We start from the raw sequence: 23,376 nt of genomic DNA, 5'->3' as shown, positions 1-23,376 counted from the left end.
TGAGCAGGAAACCCAGCCCCATGCTGCTAAAAGAAACAACTCCACATCCCGCCTTCAGCTATCTTATTTATTTGGGATGCGCTATCGCTTTTTGCACGATCCCCTTTGGCTCCGCCACCGGGCGCAATCTGTTTTATATTTCCAGCTATATCTCGTTCATCGCCGTCTGCCTGAACATAAAGTATTTTGTTAAAAACAAAAAAAACTTAATTCTGCCGGTTCTGTTTTTCTGCGTAGGCATGGGGAGCATTTTCTGGTTGCAGCACTTCAAACAACCGGGCGAGTACATCAATATTTACCGTTCCTATATGTCGACCGGGAAATTGCTGATCGCCACCGCGTTTATCCTGTTGATTGCGTTAAATGAACGGCTTTGCATGCAGCGCGCGTTTGTTGTCGTCGCACTGGCGACCGGCATCGCGGTCAACGGTTATTCGCTTTACCAAGGGCTGTGGCTGGATATTCCGCGTATAGAAATCAACTTCGATCGCGCCACCGTCGCCGCCTACCTGATTACCGCCATCAATCTGGTGATGCTGCAGGCGATACTGATGCTACGCAGTAAGTACCGTATTCCTTTGTATATCATTGGCTTCCTGGTTACGTTCTCCACGCTGGTGCTCACTGGAACGCGGGCGGCCATGTTGGTTTACCCGGTTGTTATCGCCTTGTCGATACTGGCAACGAAGAACCTGATATCCCATAAGCACAAGATGCTACTGATAGCTTCGGTACCTGTGCTGCTACTCGTCAGTGGTTTTGTCTTCAAATCACAGATAGAACAGCGCATTGATGATTTTAAAACCAACATGAAGCTGGTCAGTACGCCGGAAATCGACAATTCCATCATATCCCGTATTACGATGCAAAGAATCGGCTTACGTACCGGTACGATGGCACCGTTGGGACAATCTGCAGAGCAGCGCGGCGAGGAAATCAAGGCCATTGTCGCCAAGCAACCCGAACTGTACGGCGTTATGCCTTATATCAATGTGCATCTGCATAACGAACTGCTGGAAACCTACTCGCTCAAAGGTGTTTGGGGTGTGCTGTTTTTATTCGCGCTCTACGTTGGCTTATTCGTCAGTTCTCTTAAGCCGCACCGTAATGCGTTATTGTTAGGGGTGACATTCAGCCTGTTTGTTTACGGGCTCAGCGACGTTATCTTCTTCAGCACCGAAGGCACGGCAATATTCTGCCTGGCGATAATTGCCAGCGTGCTGTCGATGAAGAAAATGCAGGTTTCCCAGGATTGAACGATATGAACTCATCACCGCCGCTGCTCAGTTTTATTGTGCCTTTTTACAATAATGAGGATTTCGTTGTCGCCAGCCTGAGTTCACTGTTCGACCAAATCGGCGATGATATTGAAGTGGTCATCATTGACGACGGCTCAACCGATGCTTCAGCCGATCGGGTACGCCAGTTGTTGGCAGAGATCCCACACCCGCATGTGACCTTTATCTCGCAGAAAAATGGCGGCATCGCCTGTGCCCGGAACATCGGGCTGCAACACGCGCGTGGGCGTTACATTACCTTCCTTGACGGGGACGATTTGCTGAGCGGCGACTACCTGGCCATTCTGCGGCCATTGCTACTGGCGGATGAAGATGACCTGATCGACTTTAATTATCAAAAGTTTATCGATACCCCGCCAATGCTGCCGCACCAGACAACCGCCCGCCGCAGCGTTTATGATTTTGACAACCAGGGCCTGTCCTGCCTCACTCCGCTGTTTGCCCGCTCAATGTGGCATCTCTGGAGCCGGGTCTATCGGCGTACGCTGTTGGAAGGGGAATCATTCGAAAACGGCCGGCGCTATGAAGACGTTATCTTCACGCCGTTCCAGTATTTCAAAACCCGGAAAATCGCCCATCTCGACCATGAGCTTTATTTCTATCGGGATAACAGCCAGGGCATCACCCGCAACGTCAAAGCCAAAGATATTGAAGATATGCTGTTTGCCATCGGCAAAACGCTGCGTTTTATCGATCAGCGCCCGCATGATGAGCCCTTGCGACAATTGGCGGCCTTAATGCTCGCCAACTGTTTCTCGGAAGTGAAAAGCATGTCGAAAGCGCTGTACGGCTACTACCATTATGAGCCGGAAGCGCTGCGCACCTTCAACCGCGTGGCTGAGGTATGCCGCAACAGCGGCGTACCGCGAAAAAAAATCCGGCAAATGCGCTACGCCCGGGTCGATACCTGGTTGTCAAAAATCCGCTGGCGACTGAGAACGCGCGAAAAACACGCTTAATTCAATGACAGATGCTCCACCACCTCAGCATAAATACGCTGCGGTTGGATCACGCCCATCGGGCTTTCAGCTTCCAGCGGCATAGTGTAACCGGTGCGGGAAACCTGAATAATCCGATGAAGCTCCGGATCCTGAATGGGCCCGGTAGAACGTGAATCAGCCGTGACGAACAGGCTGATGGTTTTTACTTTCAGCGCGACCGCCAGATGCAGCGGCCCGGTATCGCCGGTGATCAGCACATGGAAGCTGTCGATCAGCGTCAGCAGCGCCTGCAATCCCGTTTTACCAATCCGGTTGTCCACGCAAGCCCGGGTTTCAGGGTTCACCTGGCTCAGGAACTGCTGCGCTTTCCCCTCATCAAAAGGGCCGCCAATCAGCACAATACGTACCTTGCCGTGTTTGGCCACCAGTTCGTCCGCCAGCCGGACGAAATGCGAGACTGGCCAGCAGCGTGATTCGGTAGAAGCGCCCAGTTGAAAACCAACAGTACAGTGCTCGCTACTTTTGATACCCGGCTGATAAGGCGCGGGGATTTCCATGGTGGGATCGTCACTGCGACAACCCAAAATTGAAATCAGCTCCAGCTTGCGGCGAATAAAATGACCGTAATAATGGAAGATATAATTGGTCAGCCAAGGTTCAAGCCCGCAAATCCCGGAGCTGTAGTTATCGCGGATAATATATTTCGCACCGGATAATACCGCGCTGATGATGTCGTACGGCAGATGCGAATGCAGGATCAGCGCCAAATCCGGCTGATGCTCGCGCAGTGACTTCAGCAGCGGCCGCATACTCTTGATTTTACTGTCCCAATACACCACGCGATCGTAGTAGCGGCCGTTCTCCACCAGTTCCTGATTCTTCTTGTGCACCACCAGCGTAATGTGCGCATCGGGATAGCGTTCCCGCATCGCCCGCAGCGCGGGGGTGTTGAACATAAAATCGCCCAACGCCGTGGTCGAATAGATGACGATATTGTCAAACTGAAGCCGACTGTCGAAAGTCGCCTTATCCTGGAAACGGCCGGACTTTGCGGTATAACGTCGCAAAAACCAATCCGCGACCTTAATTTTCCATTTTTTCGACATGTCAGTTCACTTTAAGTTGATAATATTCGGCCAGCGTCATGCCCACCGTACGCTGCTGTAGCCAGGCGAACAGTTGCTCTAAATCGCGATACAGCACTTCAATATCCTGCTCGGTTTTAAACGTCGGGCTGCCGCCGGGCATAAACTCGGAAGAGTGCAGCATAAACTCGACGTAGTCATGTCCCTGCAACAGGCAACGTTCGGCCACCTGCTGCATTTTTTCCAGATTGCCGCCGCTTGGCCGCAACCAGTTTACCGACGGCGAACGCTGCTTGCCACGCAACCGATCATAACCCTGCTTGAGCGTATTCATCAGCGCAGAATGCTTATACTGGATGCTCATCGGCACTTCCAACAGCGTTGAGGCTCCCGCTGCGGCGATATTTTCCGGATCGATAAAATAGGCCTGCGACGGGAAGTGCCGGTAGTCGGTACCGCCGTTCCCTTGCGGGTTGCCCGGCGAATATTGCCAGTTGACGCGTGGCGTGACCGAGCAATCTACCTGATAACCATATTCCAGCAACAACGCCGCATAGTACTCGTTAAACGCCCAGCGCCCGGCGCGATGGCTGAGCATTTTGGTCTGGAAGGCATCTTCCAGCAGCTTGGTCATATGATCGACCTTGGCGCGAATTTGTTCGGCCGGGTATTCGATCAGATAAGGTTTGTGCCGCCAGTCATCGTCGGTCAACGGCGTCAGAGGTGGGCTGTTCCAGGCGTGCAGGTGCATTCCTACTTCCCCGGTACCGCGCGCAATCACATCGCGGGCAAACTCGACGTATTCGGCATCTACCGCCATTTCATAGTTGGTAAGATACACCGGCTTGAAGCCATATTTCTCACACAACGCCTGAAAGCGCGGCAAAAAGCGCGTGTTTTCGGTCGAAATACGATCGTGGTTTTGCCACAGATTGTCGCCTTCGGTATCAATGGTGATGAGAAACGCCGGTTTAGTCATAAATATCGAGCCTGATATCAACAGAATGCATTATGTTACGCAGGGCGTTTCGCCAGGGCAAACGACTTTACTGCCTGGTTTGGACAACGTTGAAGGCCTTTTGTCTCTCCTTCGCGCTATTTTTTCACTTCGCGGCAAGAAAACCGTGCAACAGTAGCCACATGCGATCGGGTCATTTAGAATCAAATATTGGTTTCCCTGAAAGCGACTCATGATGAACGACGCGCCAGCCCTAGCTCCTGATACCTCGATACAGCGTATTCTGATCGTTAAACTTCGCCATCACGGCGACATGTTGCTGACCACGCCGGTCATCAATACCCTGCGGCAAAACTACCCGCAGGCGCAGATCGACGTGCTGCTGTATAAAGAAACCCAGGATATGCTGGCCAGCCACCCGGCGCTGTCGAATGTGTTCGTTATCGATCGCCAGTGGAAAAAACAGGGTACGAAAGCTCATCTGCGCCACGAGCTTAACCTGATCCGGCAGCTCAAAGGCCAAGGTTACGATCTGGTGGTCAATCTGGCCGATCAATGGCGCAGCGCCATTATCGCCCGCCTGACCGGCGCACGCATTCGGCTGGGTTTCGATTTGCCCAAACGGCGAGGCTTCTTATGGCGTCATTGCCACACGCATTTGGTGCCGGTAAGCGATCACGCGCGGTTGCATACCGTTGAACAGAACCTGTCCCTGTTGCGGCCGCTCGGTCTGCCGACCCTCAGCCAGCAGGTGACCATGAGCTATCCGCCGCAGGACTGGCAAACCTGCGAGCAGTTGTTACGGCAGCAGGGCATTACCGGCGATTATATCGTGGTACAACCTACGTCCCGCTGGTTCTTCAAATGCTGGAGCGAAGAAAAAATGGCCGCCACTGTCAGCGCGTTGCAGGCCGACGGCCACCGGTTGGTGATCACCTCTGGGCCGGACACAAAAGAGCGGGAAATGGTGGAGCGCATTCTGGCGCTCTGCCCGCCGCAGGGAGTCGTTTCGCTGGCCGGCCAGTTAACGCTGCGTCAGCTTGCCGCCCTGATCGACCACGCTAAACTGTTTATCGGTGTAGACTCGGTGCCCATGCACATGGCCGCTGCGCTGCAGACACCCTGCATTGCGCTGTTTGGCCCTTCCAAGCTGGTGTTTTGGCGCCCATGGCAGGTTAATGGCTGCGTGATATGGGCCGGGGACTTCGGCACCTTACCCGATCCGGACGCCATCAACACCGGCACCGATGAACGTTACCTGGACCTTATCCCTACAGACGCGGTGATTGCAGCCGCGCGGAGCCGGCTAGCATGAAAGCATTTCGTTTGGCGATCGTTCGTCAAAAGTATCGCCCGGACGGTGGCGCCGAGCGTTTCGTCTCACGCGCTCTGGAAGCACTGGAGCAACAGAACCTCGATCTGAACGTTATCACCCGCGAATGGCAGGGTGAAACCCATCCGAACTGGCATATTCATTTGTGCAATCCGATAAAGCTTGGGCGCATCAGCCGTGAGCGCGGTTTTGCCGAGGCCGCCAGAGCGCTGTGGCAGAAAGAGAAATTTGATCTGGTGCAGAGCCACGAGCGTATCCCCGGCTGCGATATTTACCGCGCCGGCGATGGCGTTCACCGCCGCTGGTTGCTGCAAAGAGCGCGTTTGCTGCCCGACTGGCGCCGCAAATGGCTGTTCTCCAACCGCTATCACCGTTACGTAATGTGTGCGGAACGTGCGATGTATGCCGCGCCGGAACTGAAAGCGGTCATCTGCAATGCGGAAATGATTAAACAGGAAATCATCGACGACTTTGGGGTTCCGGCCGATAAAATCACGGTGATCTACAACGCCATTGATAATCAAAAATTTCTGCCGGCCACGGCCGAGCAGCGGCAGCAATTGCGTCGGCAACACCAGATCCCTCAACAGGCGCACTGCCTGATTTTTGTCGGCTCCGGCTTTGAGCGCAAAGGGCTGGCCGCCGCCATCCGCGCTGTCGCGGCCACGGACAGTTATCTGCTGGTCGTCGGTAAAGATAAGGCTGAAAAGCGCTATCAGGCGCTGGCACAGTCGCTAGGGTGCGGCGATCGGGTGCGGTTTATGGGCGTGCAAAAGCAGACGCTGCCGTTCTATCAGGCCGCCGATGCACTGCTGTTGCCAACGCTGTACGACCCGTTCCCTAACGTGATTCTGGAGGCAATGTCCTGCGGTCTGCCGGTCATCACCAGCACCACCTGCGGCGGCGCGGAATTTATCGCTCAAGGGCAAAACGGCTTCGTTACCGATGCTCTGGATGTCCCCGCCCTCGTCACGGCGATCAAGGCATTGCCACGCCAGGCACTGGGCTCCGCCATGGGTGAAGCCGCGAGAGCACGTATCATGTCTGCCACCCCGGCGCACCTGTCGGAACAGTTGATCTCCCTTTATAACCGGCTGCTGGATTAACTATGCGTATTTTAATGATTATCGATGGCCTGCCCGGCGGCGGCGCAGAAAAAGTGGTGCTGACGCTGTGTCAGGGCATGCAGGAAATGGGCAATGACGTCAGCCTGATTTCGCTTCGCGACGTCTGTAACTACCCTATCCCGGCCGGCGTTCATTATCAGGTGGTTGCGGATCACAGCCGCACCCCCTGGCGAAAACTGACCGAGCTGTCACGCCGCGCCGCCGCACTGGATCGGGTGATTGCCGATAACGAACGCCAGCAGGGTGCCTATGATTTGGTGTTCTCGAACCTGCATAAAACCGATCGCATCGTCAGCCGCAGCAAGCTGCTCTCCTCGGATCGCCTGTGGTTTTGCATCCACGGCATGCTATCGACTTCTTATCTCGGCCATCGCAAGGGCCTGGATCGCTGGCTGAAACAGCGGAAAATCGCCGGCGTTTATCAGGGCCAAAATATCGTCGCCGTCTCACAGGCCGTCGGTGACGATCTGCAACAAAACCTGCCTATCCACCCGAACCGGTTGGCAGTCATCAACAATCCGTTTGATATTGCCGCCATCGAACAACAGGCGTCGGAACCCTGTGAACTGGCGGGTCAGGAATATCTGGTGCACGTCGGGCGCTTTCACCCGCACAAGCGGCACGATCGCCTGTTGAAAGCCTATGCGCAATCGGGCATACAGGCGCCGTTGGCACTGATTGGCGCCGGCAGCGAAGTCAACGTAGGGGAAGTGAAACAGCTGGCCAATCAGTTGGGCATCGCCGACCGCGTACTGTTCCTCGGCTTCCAGGCCAACCCTTATCCTTTTATTCGGCACGCATCGCTGCTGGTGCTCAGCTCCGACAGCGAAGGCTTTGGCAATGTGCTGGTGGAAGCGTTGTTATGCGGTACGCCGGTGGTCAGCACCCGTTGTCCAGGGGGGCCTGCGGAAATTCTGGAAAAAGCCGGAATGGATAACGCACTGGCAGACCTCAATGAAAAATCGCTGGCGGAAAAAATGGCAAAAATTTATGCCCAACCTCCGGAGATTAATCACCAGCAGTTGCTGAGCTATGGACTGAAATCTATTTGTCAGCGCTATTTGGAGCTCAAGAAATAAATAAGGGCAGGGAATTCCCTGCCCTTACTTTAATTAATCGAACATTTGTATTTTTTGCCAGACATCGTCAACGGACACATCAATACAATCACCCGATTCGGTCTGCAGAATGTGATAACGCCCCGTCCAGGGATGCCAGGATTCTTTATCCGTATCGCCAAAAAAGACCACCATATCTTTATTCAACGCCGCAGCCAGATGCATCTGCCCGCCATCGCTGCACAATACCCTGTCGCATAAATCAAAACCGGCCAGTAATTCCCGCACCGAGGCCGTCGGGTAAAGCGCCACGCGTTCATTCTGACACAGCGCCAACAACTGCTCTGCACGTTTTTGGTCACCGATATCATCAGGCGTCAGCGTGCCTTGCGGGGACCAGAAAATCAGCACGGCGGTGTTCTGATCGGCGACTAAGCGATTGATAATTTCGGCATAGCGTTCTATCGGCCAACGACGTTTAGGGCTGCGACTGCTGATATGGACCGCGCAAACTCGCCCGACAGGCGGCAAGAGTTTCTGCAAACGTTGCGCCGCCTGCTGGCGCTCTTCCGGGGCCAAAAACACGCGGACCGGCGGAATCGGGATGCGCTGTTCGGTAATCGCCGATAAGTAGCTGTAAGTATGCTCTACCTGATGCTTGCCGCTGAAATTTTCCTTACGGAAAGGATGATGAATATCAGGCGTACCTAAATCTGCGCCGATAATATTGCTTACCCCCGCCATTTTCGCCAACCGCAGGCTGTACTTGCAAGGAACCGGGTTGGCCAGGATCGCCGCGTCGAATTTTATTTTACGCAGCTTAAGAAAAATCATCAGACGCTCAAAATAAACCCCTAATGTCGTTTCGTTTTTCGCCTTGTGCTTTGCCTTTTTATAGACAAAAACCTTTTCAAGGTGCGGGTTGTTTTTAACGACATCCTGGCTGACTTTATTGATTAACAGATAAAGTTTGGCATCCGGATAGGCAATTTTCACCCCTTCAATCAAAGGGGTCGTACAAACAAGATCGCCAATATTGTCACGGCGAATAATTAAAATATTCTTCATTCCAAGCCTATCAGCGAAATCTCTCGCCTGTTGTCTAAAACTGACACCAAAGGTTACCAAATTAGCGCCTTTCCCTTCCAGTTATGGTACTATTCTGACTAACCCATATAAATGAAATTGATAGAATGTTGCTGCGTTTATATCAGGTACTACTCTACCTCATCCAACCCCTGATCTGGCTCCGCTTACTGCTGCGCAGCCGCAAAGCTCCAGCCTACCGTAAACGCTGGGCAGAACGCTATGGCTTCTGCGCCGGAAAAGTGGTGCCGGGCGGCATCATGCTGCATTCCGTCTCCGTGGGGGAAACGCTGGCAGCCATCCCGTTGGTCCGCGCGCTGCGCCACCGCTATCCCTATTTACCGATTACTGTGACCACGATGACGCCAACTGGTTCAGAGCGCGTTCAGTCCGCTTTCGGTAAAGACGTTCATCATGTTTATCTGCCTTACGACCTGCCCGGCTCCATGCGCCGTTTCCTCGATCAGGTGAACCCCAAGCTGGTTATCATCATGGAGACGGAGCTGTGGCCAAATCTGATTAACGCACTGCATCAGCGTCAGATCCCGCTGGTGATCGCCAACGCACGCCTTTCCGCTCGCTCTGCCGCCGGTTATAAAAAAATCGGCGGTTTTGTCCGCGACATGCTGCGCCGCATTACGCTAATCGCCGCGCAAAATCAGGAAGATGGCGAACGCTTTATCGAACTTGGCCTGAAGCGCTCACAGCTGACCGTGACCGGCAGCCTGAAATTCGACATTTCCGTCACTCCCGAGCTGGCTGCACGCGCGATCACATTACGCCGCCAATGGGCGCCGCGTCGCCCGGTGTGGATCGCGACCAGCACTCATGAAGGTGAAGAAACCATTCTGCTGGCGGCACACCGCAAGCTGCTGGAAAAGCACCCCGACCTGCTGCTGATCCTGGTGCCGCGTCACCCTGAACGTTTCTCTACCGCCAAAGAACTGGTGCAGAAAGCCGGTTTCAGCTACACCCTGCGCAGCAGCGGTGAAATCCCCTCCGGCAGCACCCAGGTGGTGATTGGCGATACCATGGGCGAACTGATGCTGCTGTACGGCATTGCCGACCTGGCCTTTGTCGGCGGCAGCCTGGTGGAACGCGGCGGGCATAATCCGCTGGAAGCCGCCGCACACGCCATTCCGGTGCTGATGGGGCCGCATATCTTCAACTTTAAAGATATCTGCGCCAAGTTATCGCAGGCCGAAGGGCTGATCACCGTGGCCGACGAGGACTCGCTGGTCAAGGAAGTCGCCACTCTGCTCACCGACGAAGACTATCGCCGCTATTACGGCCGCCACGCCGTGGAAGTGCTGTATCAGAATCAGGGAGCGCTGCAGCGCCTGCTGCAACTGTTGGAACCGCACCTGCCGCCACGGAGCCATTAAATGAGCGACCGCAAAAGCCTGTCGGTGGTGATCATCGCCAAGAACGAAGCCGGGCTGCTGCCGGATTGCCTGAACTCTGTGGCCTGGGCGGACGAAGTGGTCATTCTCGATTCGGGCAGCCAGGATGACAGCATCGCCATTGCCGAAAACCTCGGCGCCAAAGTGTTCGTCCATACAGACTGGCAGGGCTTCGGCAAACAGCGCCAATTGGCTCAAAGCTACGCCAGCCACGACTATATTCTGATGATCGACGCTGACGAGCGCGTCACCCCCGAACTGCGCCAATCGATTGAACAGACCTTGGCCGCGCCTGACGACAATCAGGTCTACAGTTGTGCGCGCCGCAACCTGTTCCTTGGACGTTTTATGCGTCACAGCGGGTGGTATCCGGATCGCGTCAACCGGCTGTACGCCAACCGACGCTATCGCTATAACGACGATCTGGTGCATGAATCGCTCAATATCGGCGCCGCGAAAGTGGTGCCCCTCAGCGGCGATCTGCTACACCTGACCTGCCGCGACTTTTTCGCTTTCCAGCGCAAGCAGCTGCGTTATGCCGAAGAATGGGCCAATCAGCGTCATCAGGCCGGCAAGCGCTGCGGTTACTCCTCCATACTGACTCATACTCTCGGTGCCTTCTGCAAAACCTGGCTGCTGCGCGCCGGCTTCCTCGACGGTAAACAGGGGTTGCTGTTAGCCGTGGTCAACGCGCAATATACCTTCAATAAATATGCCGCATTGTGGGCATTGGGCCGCAACTCTTCAGAGAAGTGAATCATGACCAGTAAAGCCATTTATCCCGGTACTTTCGATCCCCTGACTAACGGCCACCTGGATTTGGTGACGCGCGCGTCATTGATGTTCGATCACGTCATTCTGGCCATTGCCGCCAGCCCAAGCAAAAAACCGCTGTTCACGCTGGAAGAGCGCGTGGCGTTAGCCACCCAGGTGACATCGCATCTGGATAATGTCGAAGTGTTGGGATTCAGTGAGCTGATGGCGCATTTTGCCGCCCACCAAAATGCCAATATTCTGGTGCGCGGCCTGCGTGCGGTGTCTGACTTTGAATATGAATTGCAGTTGGCGAACATGAACCGCCACCTGATGCCAACGCTGGAAAGCGTGTTCCTGATGCCTTCCGAAGAGTGGTCGTTTATCTCTTCCTCCCTGGTGAAGGAAGTGGCGCGCCACGGCGGCGATATCGCACCTTTCCTGCCGGACGTGGTCACCCAGGCACTGATGGAAAGGCTCGCCGCACAATAATCAGCGTTGGCAGCGGCGGCAGAAGAAGGTACTGCGCTGCCCGTGTTTAGCGGATTCAATCGGCGTGCCGCACGCGCGGCAAGGCTCACCCGCACGACCATACACCTGCAATTCTTGCGCGAAGTAGCCTGGTTTACCGTCCGACTGCAGGAAATCGCGCAGCGTTGTACCCCCTTGCTCAATCGAGCGTAGCAATACCGCCTTGATCGTCTCCACCAACAACTCAGCTTCCGTTTTGCTCAGCGAACCGGCCGGGCGATCGGGCAGGATCCCGGCGGTGAACAGTGATTCGCTGGCGTAGATATTGCCAACCCCTACGACCAGCTTGTTATCCATCAGCCAGGGTTTGATCAGCGTGCGCTTATTGCGTGATTTTTCGTACAGGTAGGCGCCAGTAAAGGCTTCACTTAGCGGTTCCGGCCCAAGGTGGGCCAGCACATTGCTGTTCGCCAGGTCTTCGCACCACAGCCAGGCGCCAAAACGGCGGGGATCGGTATAACGCAGCGTCATGCCGTTGCTGATCACCAGATCAACATGGTCGTGCTTACCGGCTTCGGTTTCCTCAGCCAGCATACGCAGGCTGCCGGACATCCCCAAATGGACGATAATCCAGCCGTGGTCCAGTTCAATCAGCAGATACTTGGCGCGGCGTTGTACGCTGCGTACCGGCCGGTCGCTCAGCGCCAGAATTTGCTCGGAAACAGGCCAACGCAGCCGCGCGTTGCGCACCACCGCATACTGAATGCTATGGCCGACAAGATAAGGTTCAATACCACGTCGGCTGGTCTCAACTTCTGGTAATTCAGGCATCTGGCGCTCTCCCGTCGGTTTTCTACCCTTATAAAACAAAAAACCCAGCCTAAGCTGGGTTTTTATTAATCCACTAAAATTATTTAATTTTAGCTTCTTTGTACAGTACGTGTTGACGGACAACTGGATCGAATTTCTTCAGTTCCAATTTTTCCGGCTTAGTACGCTTGTTCTTCGTGGTGGTATAGAAGTGACCAGTACCAGCAGAAGAAACCAGCTTGATCTTCTCGCGAACACCTTTAGCCATGATGCAGTTCCTTAATACTTCTCACCACGGGTACGCAGATCGGCCAAGACCGTCTCAATACCCTTCTTATCGATAACACGCATACCTTTAGCAGATACACGCAGCGTTACAAAGCGCTTCTCAGCCTCAACCCAAAAACGGTGTGAGTGCAGGTTCGGCAGAAAACGGCGTTTGGTCGCGTTCATTGCGTGGGAACGGTTGTTACCGCTCACCGGGCGCTTGCCAGTAACTTGGCAGACTCGGGACATGTCTATTCTCCAAAAATCAAATCAGCTCGAGCTTCGTATAGGGTATGGCCGCCTCGTCAGGCTTTTAGAGCCCATCTCAGCAAACTCCATACTGAGGAGACTCCCGTCATCAGGTCAGAAACCACACATCAGGTTAGAAACCTGCTGAGATAGGCTCTTACGCCAAACCCAAGATTCTCAAAGGTGGCGTAGTATACGCTCTGAGGCGTAAGTGCTCAAGTCCCGAACAGCTAAAGATCCCCGAAGGATCGCGAAAAAATCGCTTAAAGCCATCCGCGCTCGGCAAAAGAGACGCATTCACCCCGACCTATCACCAAATGATCGAGCACTCGGATCTCCAATAACAGGCAGGCATTAACCACATGCTCTGTTATCAAACGGTCAGCGTGACTGGGTTCAGCCTTACCCGAAGGATGATTATGCGCCAGAATAATGGCGGCCGCATTAGCCTTCAACGCTTCACGCACAATTTCTCTCGGGTGCACGACGACGCTGCTGATGGTACCAGCAAACATCTCCTGATGGCGAATAACGCGGTGCTGATTGTCTAAAAACAATACCAAAAACACTTCCCGCTCACGGTGCGCCAGTAAGCTTTGCAGATAATGCTGCGTTATTTTGGGATTGAGCATGGCGTTTTCCTGCGCCAGATGGCCGGAAAAGAAGCGAAACGCCAATTCTGAAATCGCCTGAAGCTGCGCATAGCTCGAATTACCCAATCCTTTGTGGCTGCAGAAAACCTGATGGTCTGCCGACATCAGATGATACAGCGAGCCAAACTGCCCCAACAGCTGCTCCGCCAGTTGCATGACATGCAGGCCGGGAAAGCCGGTACGCAGAAAAATCGCCAGCAACTCCGCATCGGACAGCGCCGCCGCGCCGTACCGCAGTAACTTTTCCCGGGGCGCAAGCGCTCCCGGCCACAAGGTCATTACCTGACTGCTCATCATCACCCCCCGAAAGCGTCCAAGCATGCCATGCGGAACAAAGGGGAACGACAGGTGTTTGATAACATTGCGAAGTACTGCGCAAAGCGCAATGTAACAAGCTGCAGAGACAGCGGAATCGCTCACCTGTCTGGCGGTTATGCTAAAATGGCGCATCTTTCGGTTTTCAATCGGACAATCATGATGACGGGACTTTCCGGCAAACATATTGTGCTTGGCATCAGTGGCGGTATCGCTGCGTACAAATGCCCAGAACTGGTGCGCCGCCTGCGTGACAGAGGCGCGGAAGTGCGTGTGGTAATGACCGGCGCGGCGAAAGCGTTCATCACGCCGCTGACGCTGCAGGCGGTTTCCGGCTATCCGGTCTCCGACGATCTGCTGGATCCCGCAGCCGAAGCCGCGATGGGTCACATAGAGCTCGGCAAATGGGCGGATTTAGTGATCCTGGCCCCCGCTACCGCCGATCTGCTGGCACGCGTCGCCGCCGGCATGGCCAACGATCTGCTGACGACCCTTTGCCTGGCGACCGACGCGCCGATAGCCGCAGCGCCCGCCATGAACCAGCAGATGTATCGCGCCGCAGCCACCCAGGCCAATCTGCAAACGCTGCAGGCACGCGGCATGTTGCTGTGGGGCCCGGACAGCGGCAGCCAGGCTTGTGGTGATGTTGGCCCTGGCCGCATGCTCGATCCCTTGAACATCGTCGACCTGGCGAACGGTTATTTCTCCGCTTCACAAGATTTGCAACATTTAAAGATTATGATCACCGCCGGCCCAACGCGTGAAGCGCTGGACCCGGTGCGTTTCATCAGCAATCACAGTTCCGGTAAAATGGGCTTCTCTATCGCCCAAGCCGCCGCCGCACGCGGTGCGCAGGTCACCTTGATTGCCGGGCCGGTCAACCAGCCGACGCCGCCGTGGGTAACCCGGGTAGACGTCATCAGTGCGCTGGAAATGGAACACGCAGTGCAGCAGCGCGCCGCCCAGCAGGACATTTTCATTTCCTGTGCCGCCGTAGCCGATTACCGTGCCGGGCAGATCGCCGGTGAAAAAATAAAAAAACAGGGTGATGAAATCATCCTCAAAATGGTAAAAAACCCCGACATCGTTGCCGGCGTCGCCGCAATGACTAAAAATCGCCCCTTTGTCGTGGGGTTTGCCGCCGAAACCCAGAATGTGGAAGAATACGCGCGACAAAAACTGGCGCGTAAGAAACTGGATTTAATTTGCGCTAATGATGTATCGCTTGCAGAGCATGGGTTTAACAGTGACACCAATGCCTTGCACCTTTTTTGGCAGAATGGAGAAAAGCGCCTGGCGCTGAGCGATAAGGCACTCCTTGGCCAACGTTTAATAGACGAGATAGTCAGCCGTTATGATGAAAAAAATCGACGTTAAAATCCTCGACCCGCGTATCGGACAGGATTTCCCTTTACCGACCTACGCCACCCCAGGTTCAGCCGGTCTCGATCTGCGCGCCTGCCTGGACACCGCGGTTGAACTGGCGCCGGGTGAAACCACGTTGCTGCCTACCGGTCTGGCTATTCACATTGCCGATACCGATCTGGCGGCGGTGATCTTGCCGCGCTCAGGTTTGGGCCACAAGCACGGCGTGGTGCTGGGCAACCTGGTTGGCCTGATCGACTCCGACTACCAGGGCCAACTGATGGTTTCCGTCTGGAACCGCGGCCAAAAATCCTTCACCATTGAACCTGGCGAACGTATCGCGCAAATGGTCTTTGTGCCTGTTGTGCAAGCTGAGTTCAATCTGGTAGAAGAGTTCGACAGCAGCGAACGTGGCGCAGGTGGCTTTGGCCACTCGGGTCGTCACTAAGCGCAGCCCAAGACTTGATGGTCGGCAGGGAAATGTCGTCCGAAACCTTGCCGCCCAGAGAGAAGGACATTTCTATACCCAAGATAATTGGAGTTGCATCACAACAAAGCCGTGGCTTTGTTGAACAGCGCTTGCGCTGGCCCCTACGGGATGAGCTTACAGTGGTAAGCGATTCGGGTGAGTGGGTGCAGCCAACACAGATGCAGCTTCAAGTATAACGGGTATATGGCAAGGTTTGTCCGGCAACGATTACAGCGCACACCAGGTCGCGCGGAGAACACAGGTCGTTAAGGCCGCTGACCCCAGCATCGTAAAAAAGCTATCACATAAGCCGCACAGAGATCTCTCTGCAATGGCCGGTGCGCGGGTTTCCGAAAGTCTAAGCAGTTTTAGCAAGGGTCTAATCAGACATGGCAGAAAAAGAAAATACCAAAAGGAACAGGCGCGAGGAAATACTGCAGGCGTTAGCCCAGATGCTGGAATCCAGCGACGGCAGCCAGCGTATCACCACTGCGAAACTGGCCGCTAACGTCGGTGTCTCCGAAGCTGCGTTGTATCGGCATTTTCCCAGCAAAACACGGATGTTCGACAGTCTGATCGAATTTATTGAAGACAGCCTGATAACGCGCATCAACCTGATCCTGCAGGACGAAAAAGAAACCTTTAACCGCCTGCGCCTGATCCTGTTGCTGATCTTGGGGTTTGCCGAACGTAACCCTGGCCTGACGCGCATCATGACCGGCCATGCGCTGATGTTTGAGCAGGACCGCTTGCAGGGAAGGATCAGCCAGCTGTTTGAACGTATAGAGGCACAGCTGCGGCAGGTACTGAAAGAACGCAAACTGCGGGAAGGCAAAGGCTTTGTCGTGGATGAAACGCTGCTGGCCAGCCAACTGCTGGCATTCTGCGAAGGTATGCTGTCACGCTACGTGCGCTCCGAGTTCCGTTACCGTCCTACGCAAGACTTCGACGGCCGCTGGCCGCTGCTGGCGGCACAGCTGCAATAAACCGTTGTCAGGCGCGTTTTGGCGCGCCTGACAACGTGAATAGCGCGTTAAACTCCGTACTGTTCACGATAGGCGCGCACCGCCGCCAGACTCGCCGCCATTTCCGGTTTCTCTTCGAGATAAGCAATCAGATCTTTCAGCGTCACGATGGAAATCACCTTACAGTGATAGTCGCGCTCGACTTCCTGAATAGCTGAAATCTCCGCACGCCCGCGTTCCTGACGGTCCAGGGAGATCAACACCCCGGCCAACGTCGCACCGCTGGCACCGATGATTTCCATCGACTCACGGATTGCGGTGCCGGCGGTGATCACATCGTCCACCAGCATCACTCGGCCCTGCAGCGGGCTGCCCACCAAAGTGCCGCCTTCGCCGTGGGTTTTGGCTTCTTTACGGTTAAAGCAGTAAGGTACGTCGCGTTCATGGTGTTCCGCCAGAGCTACCGCCGTGGTGGTGGCGATCGGGATACCTTTGTATGCCGGGCCAAACAGCAGATCAAAATCGATGCCGGAGTCCATCAGCGCTTCGGCGTAGAAGCGTCCTAACAACGCGAGATCACGCCCGGTATTAAACAGGCCGGCATTAAAGAAATACGGGCTGGTACGGCCGGATTTCAGAGTGAACTCACCGAATTTCAATACCTGCTTGTTAAGCGCGAACTCGATAAACTGGCGCTGATAGGCTTTCATTACTGCTTCTCCTCGTCTGGGTCTGTTAGATCTGTTATTACTGCCACCCGATAGTCGGGCGTAAAAAAGGCGACTCTTCAGTCGCCTTAAAAATTACTCTGCCAGCGCCGCTTTCTGCGCCTGGAAGATGGTTTCGATGCCCCCTCGAGCCAGCGCCAACAGCGCCAACAGCTCGTCGTGGCTGAAGGGTTCGCCCTCGGCGGTGCCCTGCACCTCGATCATGCGGCCGTCTTCCATCATCACCACGTTCATATCGGTTTCTGCCGCAGAGTCTTCGACGTACTCCAGATCGCACAGCGCTTCGCCCTTGACGATACCGACAGACACTGCAGCCACCAGCCCTTTCATTGGGTTGGCCTTCAGTTTGCCCGCAGCAACCAATGCATTAAGCGCATCAGCCAGCGCAACGCAGGCACCGGAAATGGAGGCGGTACGGGTGCCGCCATCAGCCTGCAGTACGTCGCAATCCAGGGTAATGGTGAACTCACCCAGTTTTTTCAGATCGACCGCCGCACGCAGCGAACGGGCGATCAGGCGCTGAATTTCCAGCGTACGGCCGCCCTGCTTGCCTTTTGCGGCCTCGCGAGCGTTACGGCTGTGGGTGGAGCGCGGCAGCATGCCGTATTCGGCGGTGATCCAACCCTGGCCCTGACCTTTCAAGAAGCGCGGAACGCCCTCTTCTACCGTGGCGGTGCACAAAACTTTGGTATCGCCAAACTCAACCAGCACTGAACCTTCAGCGTGTTTGGTATAGTGACGGGTCAGTGTCAGTGGGCGAACTTGTTGTGGTGCTCTGCCTGCAGGACGCATGGGTTCTCTCCGGCTTCTAATCTACGATTGGCTGCGCATTATACGGGCTTCGTGACGTAATGCCTATCCTGCCCGGAGGTCCAACGTTATAATCGTTCCATCTTTTCCTATTACGGGTACGCATCAATGATCCGCAGCATGACCGCCTACGCACGGAGTGAAATCAAGGGTGAATGGGGCAGCGCAGCTTGGGAGCTGCGTTCCGTTAACCAACGCTATCTAGAAACCTACATCCGTTTACCGGAGCAATTCCGCAGCCTGGAGCCGGTGATCCGCGAACGTATCCGTGGCCGTCTGACCCGTGGCAAAGTGGAATGCAACCTGCGCTTCGAGCTGGACCCGAGCGCGCAAAGCTCGCTGATCCTGAACGAAAAACTGGCTAAACAGCTGGTTGAAGCCGCCAACTGGGTAAAAATGCAGAGCGACGAAGGGGAAATCGATCCTATCGACGTCTTGCGTTGGCCGGGTGTGATGTCTGCTCAGGAGCAGGATCTGGACGCCATCAGCGCACAGCTGATGCAGGCTCTGGACAGCGCATTGGATGATTTCATCACCGCTCGCGAAAGCGAAGGCACCGCGCTGAAAGCCCTGATCGAACAGCGCCTCGACGGCGTCAGCGCCGAAGTGATCAAAGTGCGCGCCCAGATGCCAAACATCCTGCAATGGCAGCGTGAGCGCCTGGTCAGCAAGCTGGAAGAAGCTCAGGTGCAGTTGGAAAACACTCGCCTGGAACAGGAGCTGGTGTTGATGGCGCAACGTATTGACGTTGCCGAAGAGCTGGACCGTCTGGAAGCCCACGTAAAAGAAACGCATAACATCCTGAAGAAGAAAGAAGCCGTGGGCCGCCGCCTCGACTTTATGATGCAGGAGTTTAACCGCGAATCGAACACGCTGGCCTCCAAGTCGATTAATGCCGAAGTCACCACTTCCGCTATCGAACTGAAAGTGCTGATCGAGCAAATGCGCGAGCAGATCCAGAATATCGAGTGATATTTTCTTCACTAACCAAAACCCGCGCTATGCGGGTTTTTTTATGAACTAACCCTATACATACCTGGCCGCCTGCTGTTCGGTAATTAGCCCCATTTTTTGCAGTTGAACGGCGATGGCCCAAGTGGTTCGCTCAAATTCGCTGCTCAATGCCTCAAGCGTTCCGCCGGCTGTATAGCTCTCCTGCAGCCGCTGTTTTTCCTCCTCTGTCCATGGGAAGTACGATTTCGCCGGCCGCCCCTCGGCAATGTTCTTCTGCTGCCGCTCTTCCGGTGAGAGCTTTACTTTTTTCTGGCGCTCCGGCTCAGCCTGAAACTCCTCGGCCAATGCAAACAGTAGCCGAATCGCCTCCGGCGAACCGGTCATTGACGCCGTACCCAGCAACTCCCCCGTCTCGGGGTGAACGCCATTTGCCAGCGCCCTCAACATTGCCTGTGTCTTCATATCCGCATCCTCATCCTGAGAAAGTAGGCCGTCTTTTGCGGCGAAATAGTGAACTCTTTTTCTCTCTCAGCGAGGAAAAAATCAATAGTTAAGCGGGATGACGTTCAGATTATGCGGGACAGATTCCAGCCGGCCCGCTCCATCGGCGATGGGTTTACAGGCATCTTCGCCGTAAAAGCGAGGCTTTTACGAAAAACTGCGACGATCACCCAGAGAATGACAATCCATAACCCATACCAGCCGCCCGAAGTATTTTGTTCTAATTATCACGTAAGGTAATGAAAGGCGGGCTAAGCTGTGGCTAAATGTGTTTTTTTCATGCCCGCAAGCCGTACGGACCCTTTATGCCGCAAATTCTGCAATTTATTTTCGCCCTGGTGGTGATCATCGCCCTGGCGTTGCTGGTCAGCAACGATCGCAAGAAAATCCGCCTGCGCTATATTATTCAGCTGTTGGTCATTGAAGGTGCACTCGCCTATTTCTTCCTGCATTCAGAAAGTGGCCTCAGCGTAATCAGACACGTCGCCGGCTTCTTTGAAACGCTGCTGACCTACGCAGCGCAAGGCTCCGACTTTGTTTTCGGTGGCATGAGCAAGGACGGGCTGGCGTTCATTTTCCTGGGCGTTTTGTGCCCGATTATCTTTATTTCCGCGCTAATCGGTATTTTGCAGCACTTTCGTATTCTGCCGCTGATTATCCGCCTGGTCGGCACCCTGCTGTCCAAGGTTAACGGCATGGGCAAGCTGGAGTCTTTCAACGCCGTCAGCACGCTGGTACTCGGTCAGTCGGAAAACTTCATCGCCTATAAGGGAATCATCGGCGATATTTCGCCGCGCCGCATGTACACCATGGCCGCAACCGCCATGTCGACGGTCTCCATGTCCATCGTTGGCGCCTACATGTCGATGATCGATGCGCAATACGTGGTTGCGGCACTGATCCTCAATATGTTCAGCACCTTTATCATTCTGTCGATCATCAACCCTTATCAACTGGACGATGAGCCTGAGCTGAAACTGAACAAACTGCATGAAGATCAGAGCTTCTTTGAAATGCTGGGCGAATACATTCTGGCGGGCTTCAAGATTGCGATGATTATCGCCGCGATGCTGATTGGTTTTATTGCGCTGATCTCTGCGGTAAATGCTCTGTTCTCCGCCGTGTTCGGCATCAGCTTCCAGCAAATTCTGGGCTACGTGTTTTATCCGCTGGCCTGGTTGATCGGCATCCCGGCACAGGATGCGTTGCGGGCCGGCAGCATCATGGCGACCAAGTTGGTGGCCAATGAATTCGTGGCGATGATCGAGCTGAAGAAAATTGCGGCGGAACTGTCGCCGCGCGGCCTGGGTATTCTGTCCGTGTTCCTGGTCTCCTTTGCCAACTTTGCCTCTATCGGCATCGTCGCCGGGGCGATCAAAGGGCTGAATGAACGACAAGGCAACGTGGTATCCCGCTTTGGCCTGAAGCTGGTTTATGGTTCAACGCTGGTCAGCCTGCTCTCGGCAGCCATCGCAGGGTTGGTGCTGTAAGCAATACCCCGGCTCCGGCCGGGATCACCTCAGAACGCGACGCACACCGGCGCATCAACGCGCATCACCGAATCCTGCGCAAACTGCTGCTTATAGCTGCTGCGCAGCGCCTCGATGTTGGTTTCACTCTCCTTGCCCGGCGCATGAATCAGCATCAATGCCTTGCTGTTCTCACGCGCCAACTTGCCATCATTGCCCAGCCACTGCCCTTTGGCATCAAACACCGACAGGCCGTCTTTAAAGCGCGGCGTCACCTGCCGATCGACAAAACCCTGCCACTCTGCTGCGGTAATCACCGGTCCGGTTGGGCGGTTCAAACCGAAATAAAGCGTGGTTTGGACCATCGGATCGCCGGTGCCGCAAACCTTCGGCTTTTGCTGCGTGGCATTTTGGGCCGTTGCAACACAGCCGCTCAACAACAGGGCGGTAACCAAGGCCGCCGCCAGCATGGGAGTATTTTTCATTTTATATTCATATTCCTCGGTGGGCACACCCGTCATCAGCCTGAAATACACCGCCGATGCGCAGCGTAAAGATAGAATGCAAAAAGCATAGTCAGCTCTAGAAACTAACACGAAATATCTAATACCTGTATGGGCATTGAAAGGTTAAAAAAGGCCAATAACAAGTCAGATAAACCACTGCCAGATTAATTAAAGTAATCCGAATAGGCATTGGTTAGAAAAACTCAGTAGCGATATGCCCCGTCGGCGATTACCCTTTCGGCCTTACACTCACTCCCGCCCACCCTGTGAATACCTTATGTTACTGAGCATTCTTTATATCATCGGCATCACCGCCGAAGCCATGACCGGCGCGCTGGCTGCCGGCCGCCGCCAGATGGATATGTTTGGCGTGATTATTATCGCTTCGGCCACAGCTATTGGCGGTGGCTCGGTGCGCGATATGCTGCTCGGGCACTTTCCGTTGGGGTGGGTCAAGCATCCTGAATATATCGTGATTGTCGCCATTGCCGCGATTGTCACTACCTGGGTAGCGCCGCTGATGCGCCACTTGCGTCGCCTGTTCCTGGTGCTGGACGCCGTTGGCCTGATTGTATTTTCAATCATCGGGGCGCAGGTCGCTCTGGATATGGGCCACGGCCCTATCATCGCCGCCATTGCGGCTGTCATCACCGGCGTGTTCGGTGGCGTGCTGCGCGATATGCTTTGCAACCGCATCCCTCTGGTTTTCCAGAAGGAAATCTATGCCGGTATTTCCTTCGCCGCCGCCTGGCTGTACATCGGCCTGCAACACTTCAGCCTGCCGCATAACCTGGTCGTCATCATCACGCTGGTCGCCGGCCTGAGCGCCCGCTTGATCGCCCTGCGCTTTCGCCTGGGGCTGCCGGTATTCAACTACCAGCATCCAGACCACTAATACGGCTCATCTCAGAGGCAACATATGCTGCGCCAGGTAGTCTACAAAGACCCTCACCTTGGGCAGCATATGCCGACTTGACGGCCACAGAGCTGAGAAAAATCCCTGCTCCTGCGTATGTTGATCCAACACCACCACCAGTTGCCCGGCGTTAATGGCCGAACACAGCGTAAAATCCGGCAGGTAAGCGATGCCCAATCCTTCCTGGGTGGCGTGGATCAGGGCTTCAATGCTGTTGCAGCTCAGCGTCACCGGGATTCGTTGGGAAACCGGCTCTCCATCAGAAAACAACCTCCACTCCTGCAATTGCTGGCCCCCCGGGTAGCGATAGCGCAGGCAGGCATGCTCGAGCAAATCTTCCGGCCCCTGCGGCACACCCCGACGCTGTAAATACTCAGGCGCACCCGCCAGTATCAACCGGAACGGCCCCAGCCGCCGGGCCATCAGCCGGGAATCCGCCAACTCGCCGCTGCGAACCGCCACGTCGATTCCCTCGGCGATCAGATCCACCATCCGGTCATTGAAGTCCACGTCCAGCTCAACCTCGGGATAAAGCGCGCTGAAATCAGCAAGCAGAGGGACCAACATTCGATAGCCGATAGCCGGCATGCTTACGCGCAGCTTGCCGCGCGGCGCGTCGGAGATCCTCGCCATTTCGGCTTCGGCATTTTCAATTTCGCTGACGATGCGTTGGCAGCGTTCAAAAAACAATGTCCCCTCATCGGTGAGATTGATACGCCGGGTGCTGCGGTTAAACAGCCTGACGCCCAACGATTCCTCAAGCCTGGCCACGCTTTTCCCGACGGCAGAGGCGGACACGCCCAGCCGTTCACCTGCGGCGACAAAACTGCGTAGCTCGGCAGCGCGCACAAAGGCCAATAGGCCACTGAGGCTGTCCATAGGATCT

Annotated in this window: 26 protein-coding genes; 14 read left to right on the top strand and 12 right to left on the bottom strand. The window is 55.0% G+C overall.

Annotated elements, in window-relative coordinates; genetic code table 11:
- The first annotated feature begins 20 nt into the window (after positions 1-20).
- Positions 21-1,256, top strand: coding sequence for an O-antigen ligase family protein (locus tag ACUTSW_RS24105; RefSeq protein WP_445585519.1), 1,236 nt, complete (start codon positions 21-23; stop codon positions 1,254-1,256).
- Between the two features lie 5 nt (positions 1,257-1,261).
- A complete protein-coding gene (locus ACUTSW_RS24100; protein WP_063202995.1) occupies positions 1,262-2,257 on the top strand; it encodes a glycosyltransferase in 996 nt (331 codons plus the stop codon).
- Here the strand turns inward: ACUTSW_RS24100 and ACUTSW_RS24095 are convergent.
- Both ACUTSW_RS24095 and ACUTSW_RS24090 read right to left on the bottom strand, forming a co-directional pair.
- The gene (locus ACUTSW_RS24095; protein ID WP_166729232.1) at positions 2,254-3,345 is read right to left on the bottom strand and encodes a glycosyltransferase family 9 protein; all 1,092 of its coding nucleotides are present in this window, start codon (positions 3,343-3,345) and stop codon (positions 2,254-2,256) included. The genes ACUTSW_RS24100 and ACUTSW_RS24095 overlap by 4 nt on opposite strands.
- Position 3,346: 1 nt before the next feature.
- On the bottom strand, positions 3,347-4,303 hold the full coding sequence (locus tag ACUTSW_RS24090) for a polysaccharide deacetylase family protein (protein WP_006328908.1): 957 nt from the start codon (positions 4,301-4,303) through the stop codon (positions 3,347-3,349).
- Positions 4,304-4,514: 211 nt separating this feature from the next.
- Between ACUTSW_RS24090 and rfaQ the strand changes: the two genes are divergently transcribed.
- The 3 genes from rfaQ to ACUTSW_RS24075 are packed head-to-tail and all read left to right on the top strand — an operon-like array spanning position 4,515 to position 7,821.
- Positions 4,515-5,597, top strand: coding sequence for a putative lipopolysaccharide heptosyltransferase III (gene rfaQ / locus ACUTSW_RS24085; RefSeq protein ID WP_445585518.1), 1,083 nt, complete (start codon positions 4,515-4,517; stop codon positions 5,595-5,597).
- Positions 5,594-6,721 (top strand): glycosyltransferase family 4 protein, encoded by a 1,128-nt coding sequence (locus ACUTSW_RS24080; protein ID WP_063203001.1) that lies wholly within the window; start codon positions 5,594-5,596, stop codon positions 6,719-6,721. The genes rfaQ and ACUTSW_RS24080 overlap by 4 nt, the downstream gene beginning before the upstream one ends.
- A gap of 2 nt (positions 6,722-6,723) precedes the next feature.
- Positions 6,724-7,821 carry a glycosyltransferase gene (locus ACUTSW_RS24075; RefSeq protein WP_445585517.1) on the top strand — a complete coding sequence of 366 codons (1,098 nt, stop codon included), beginning with the start codon at positions 6,724-6,726 and terminating at the stop codon, positions 7,819-7,821.
- 33 nt (positions 7,822-7,854) lie between these two features.
- Here the strand turns inward: ACUTSW_RS24075 and ACUTSW_RS24070 are convergent, their stop codons facing one another.
- Complete coding sequence (locus ACUTSW_RS24070; protein WP_445585543.1) at positions 7,855-8,868, bottom strand: glycosyltransferase family 9 protein; 1,014 nt, start codon at positions 8,866-8,868, stop codon at positions 7,855-7,857.
- A 125-nt stretch (positions 8,869-8,993) separates the two neighbouring features.
- Here ACUTSW_RS24070 and waaA point away from each other — a divergent pair, with 125 nt between their 5' ends.
- The 3 genes from waaA to coaD are packed head-to-tail and all read left to right on the top strand — an operon-like array spanning position 8,994 to position 11,534.
- A complete protein-coding gene (gene waaA / locus ACUTSW_RS24065) occupies positions 8,994-10,271 on the top strand; it encodes a lipid IV(A) 3-deoxy-D-manno-octulosonic acid transferase (RefSeq protein ID WP_006328922.1) in 1,278 nt (425 codons plus the stop codon).
- A complete protein-coding gene (locus ACUTSW_RS24060; RefSeq protein ID WP_004953322.1) occupies positions 10,272-11,045 on the top strand; it encodes a glycosyltransferase family 2 protein in 774 nt (257 codons plus the stop codon). It begins immediately after the preceding gene.
- A 3-nt stretch (positions 11,046-11,048) separates the two neighbouring features.
- Positions 11,049-11,534: a pantetheine-phosphate adenylyltransferase gene (coaD, locus tag ACUTSW_RS24055; RefSeq protein ID WP_062789450.1), complete on the top strand. Its 486-nt coding sequence runs from the start codon at positions 11,049-11,051 to the stop codon at positions 11,532-11,534.
- On the opposite strand, the gene mutM is transcribed toward coaD, so the two are convergent.
- The 4 genes from mutM to radC form a co-directional block, all read right to left on the bottom strand.
- The gene (mutM, locus tag ACUTSW_RS24050) at positions 11,535-12,344 is read right to left on the bottom strand and encodes a bifunctional DNA-formamidopyrimidine glycosylase/DNA-(apurinic or apyrimidinic site) lyase (protein WP_013815027.1); all 810 of its coding nucleotides are present in this window, start codon (positions 12,342-12,344) and stop codon (positions 11,535-11,537) included.
- Positions 12,345-12,423: 79 nt separating this feature from the next.
- Positions 12,424-12,591 (bottom strand): 50S ribosomal protein L33, encoded by a 168-nt coding sequence (rpmG, locus tag ACUTSW_RS24045; protein ID WP_002208990.1) that lies wholly within the window; start codon positions 12,589-12,591, stop codon positions 12,424-12,426.
- An 11-nt stretch (positions 12,592-12,602) separates the two neighbouring features.
- Positions 12,603-12,839 (bottom strand): 50S ribosomal protein L28, encoded by a 237-nt coding sequence (gene rpmB / locus ACUTSW_RS24040; protein ID WP_004953342.1) that lies wholly within the window; start codon positions 12,837-12,839, stop codon positions 12,603-12,605.
- A 263-nt stretch (positions 12,840-13,102) separates the two neighbouring features.
- Positions 13,103-13,786 (bottom strand): RadC family protein, encoded by a 684-nt coding sequence (gene radC, locus ACUTSW_RS24035; protein WP_062869072.1) that lies wholly within the window; start codon positions 13,784-13,786, stop codon positions 13,103-13,105.
- Positions 13,787-13,966: 180 nt separating this feature from the next.
- On the opposite strand from radC, the gene coaBC reads away from it, so the two are divergent.
- From coaBC to slmA, 3 genes are all read left to right on the top strand, one after another.
- Positions 13,967-15,184, top strand: a complete 1,218-nt coding sequence (gene coaBC / locus ACUTSW_RS24030; RefSeq protein WP_197929154.1) for a bifunctional phosphopantothenoylcysteine decarboxylase/phosphopantothenate--cysteine ligase CoaBC — start codon at positions 13,967-13,969, stop codon at positions 15,182-15,184.
- Complete coding sequence (gene dut / locus ACUTSW_RS24025; RefSeq protein ID WP_013815030.1) at positions 15,162-15,620, top strand: dUTP diphosphatase; 459 nt, start codon at positions 15,162-15,164, stop codon at positions 15,618-15,620. Before coaBC ends, dut begins: the two co-directional genes overlap by 23 nt.
- Before the next feature lie 410 nt (positions 15,621-16,030).
- The gene (gene slmA, locus ACUTSW_RS24020; protein WP_004953358.1) at positions 16,031-16,627 is read left to right on the top strand and encodes a nucleoid occlusion factor SlmA; all 597 of its coding nucleotides are present in this window, start codon (positions 16,031-16,033) and stop codon (positions 16,625-16,627) included.
- A gap of 47 nt (positions 16,628-16,674) precedes the next feature.
- Here slmA and pyrE read toward each other — a convergent pair whose 3' ends face one another.
- Positions 16,675-17,316 carry an orotate phosphoribosyltransferase gene (pyrE, locus tag ACUTSW_RS24015; protein WP_004953362.1) on the bottom strand — a complete coding sequence of 214 codons (642 nt, stop codon included), beginning with the start codon at positions 17,314-17,316 and terminating at the stop codon, positions 16,675-16,677.
- Between the two features lie 93 nt (positions 17,317-17,409).
- A complete protein-coding gene (gene rph, locus ACUTSW_RS24010; RefSeq protein WP_004953365.1) occupies positions 17,410-18,126 on the bottom strand; it encodes a ribonuclease PH in 717 nt (238 codons plus the stop codon).
- A 126-nt stretch (positions 18,127-18,252) separates the two neighbouring features.
- Here rph and ACUTSW_RS24005 point away from each other — a divergent pair, with 126 nt between their 5' ends.
- The gene (locus tag ACUTSW_RS24005) at positions 18,253-19,116 is read left to right on the top strand and encodes a YicC/YloC family endoribonuclease (protein ID WP_006328929.1); all 864 of its coding nucleotides are present in this window, start codon (positions 18,253-18,255) and stop codon (positions 19,114-19,116) included.
- A gap of 54 nt (positions 19,117-19,170) precedes the next feature.
- Here the strand turns inward: ACUTSW_RS24005 and ACUTSW_RS24000 are convergent, their stop codons facing one another.
- Positions 19,171-19,560 carry a hypothetical protein gene (locus ACUTSW_RS24000; protein WP_445585516.1) on the bottom strand — a complete coding sequence of 130 codons (390 nt, stop codon included), beginning with the start codon at positions 19,558-19,560 and terminating at the stop codon, positions 19,171-19,173.
- A gap of 344 nt (positions 19,561-19,904) precedes the next feature.
- On the opposite strand from ACUTSW_RS24000, the gene ACUTSW_RS23995 reads away from it, so the two are divergent.
- Positions 19,905-21,089, top strand: a complete 1,185-nt coding sequence (locus ACUTSW_RS23995; RefSeq protein ID WP_006328931.1) for a NupC/NupG family nucleoside CNT transporter — start codon at positions 19,905-19,907, stop codon at positions 21,087-21,089.
- A 29-nt stretch (positions 21,090-21,118) separates the two neighbouring features.
- Here ACUTSW_RS23995 and ACUTSW_RS23990 read toward each other — a convergent pair whose 3' ends face one another.
- Positions 21,119-21,553 carry a DUF3574 domain-containing protein gene (locus ACUTSW_RS23990; RefSeq protein ID WP_062789484.1) on the bottom strand — a complete coding sequence of 145 codons (435 nt, stop codon included), beginning with the start codon at positions 21,551-21,553 and terminating at the stop codon, positions 21,119-21,121.
- Positions 21,554-21,851: 298 nt separating this feature from the next.
- On the opposite strand from ACUTSW_RS23990, the gene ACUTSW_RS23985 reads away from it, so the two are divergent.
- Positions 21,852-22,469 (top strand): trimeric intracellular cation channel family protein, encoded by a 618-nt coding sequence (locus ACUTSW_RS23985; RefSeq protein WP_006320142.1) that lies wholly within the window; start codon positions 21,852-21,854, stop codon positions 22,467-22,469.
- 6 nt (positions 22,470-22,475) lie between these two features.
- Here the strand turns inward: ACUTSW_RS23985 and ACUTSW_RS23980 are convergent, their stop codons facing one another.
- Positions 22,476-23,369, bottom strand: coding sequence for a LysR family transcriptional regulator (locus ACUTSW_RS23980; RefSeq protein ID WP_166729228.1), 894 nt, complete (start codon positions 23,367-23,369; stop codon positions 22,476-22,478).
- Positions 23,370-23,376: the final 7 nt, after the last annotated feature.

Source organism: Serratia sp. TSA_198.1, from assembly GCF_052686505.1.
This window is presented reverse-complemented; position numbering and strand designations above follow the sequence as displayed.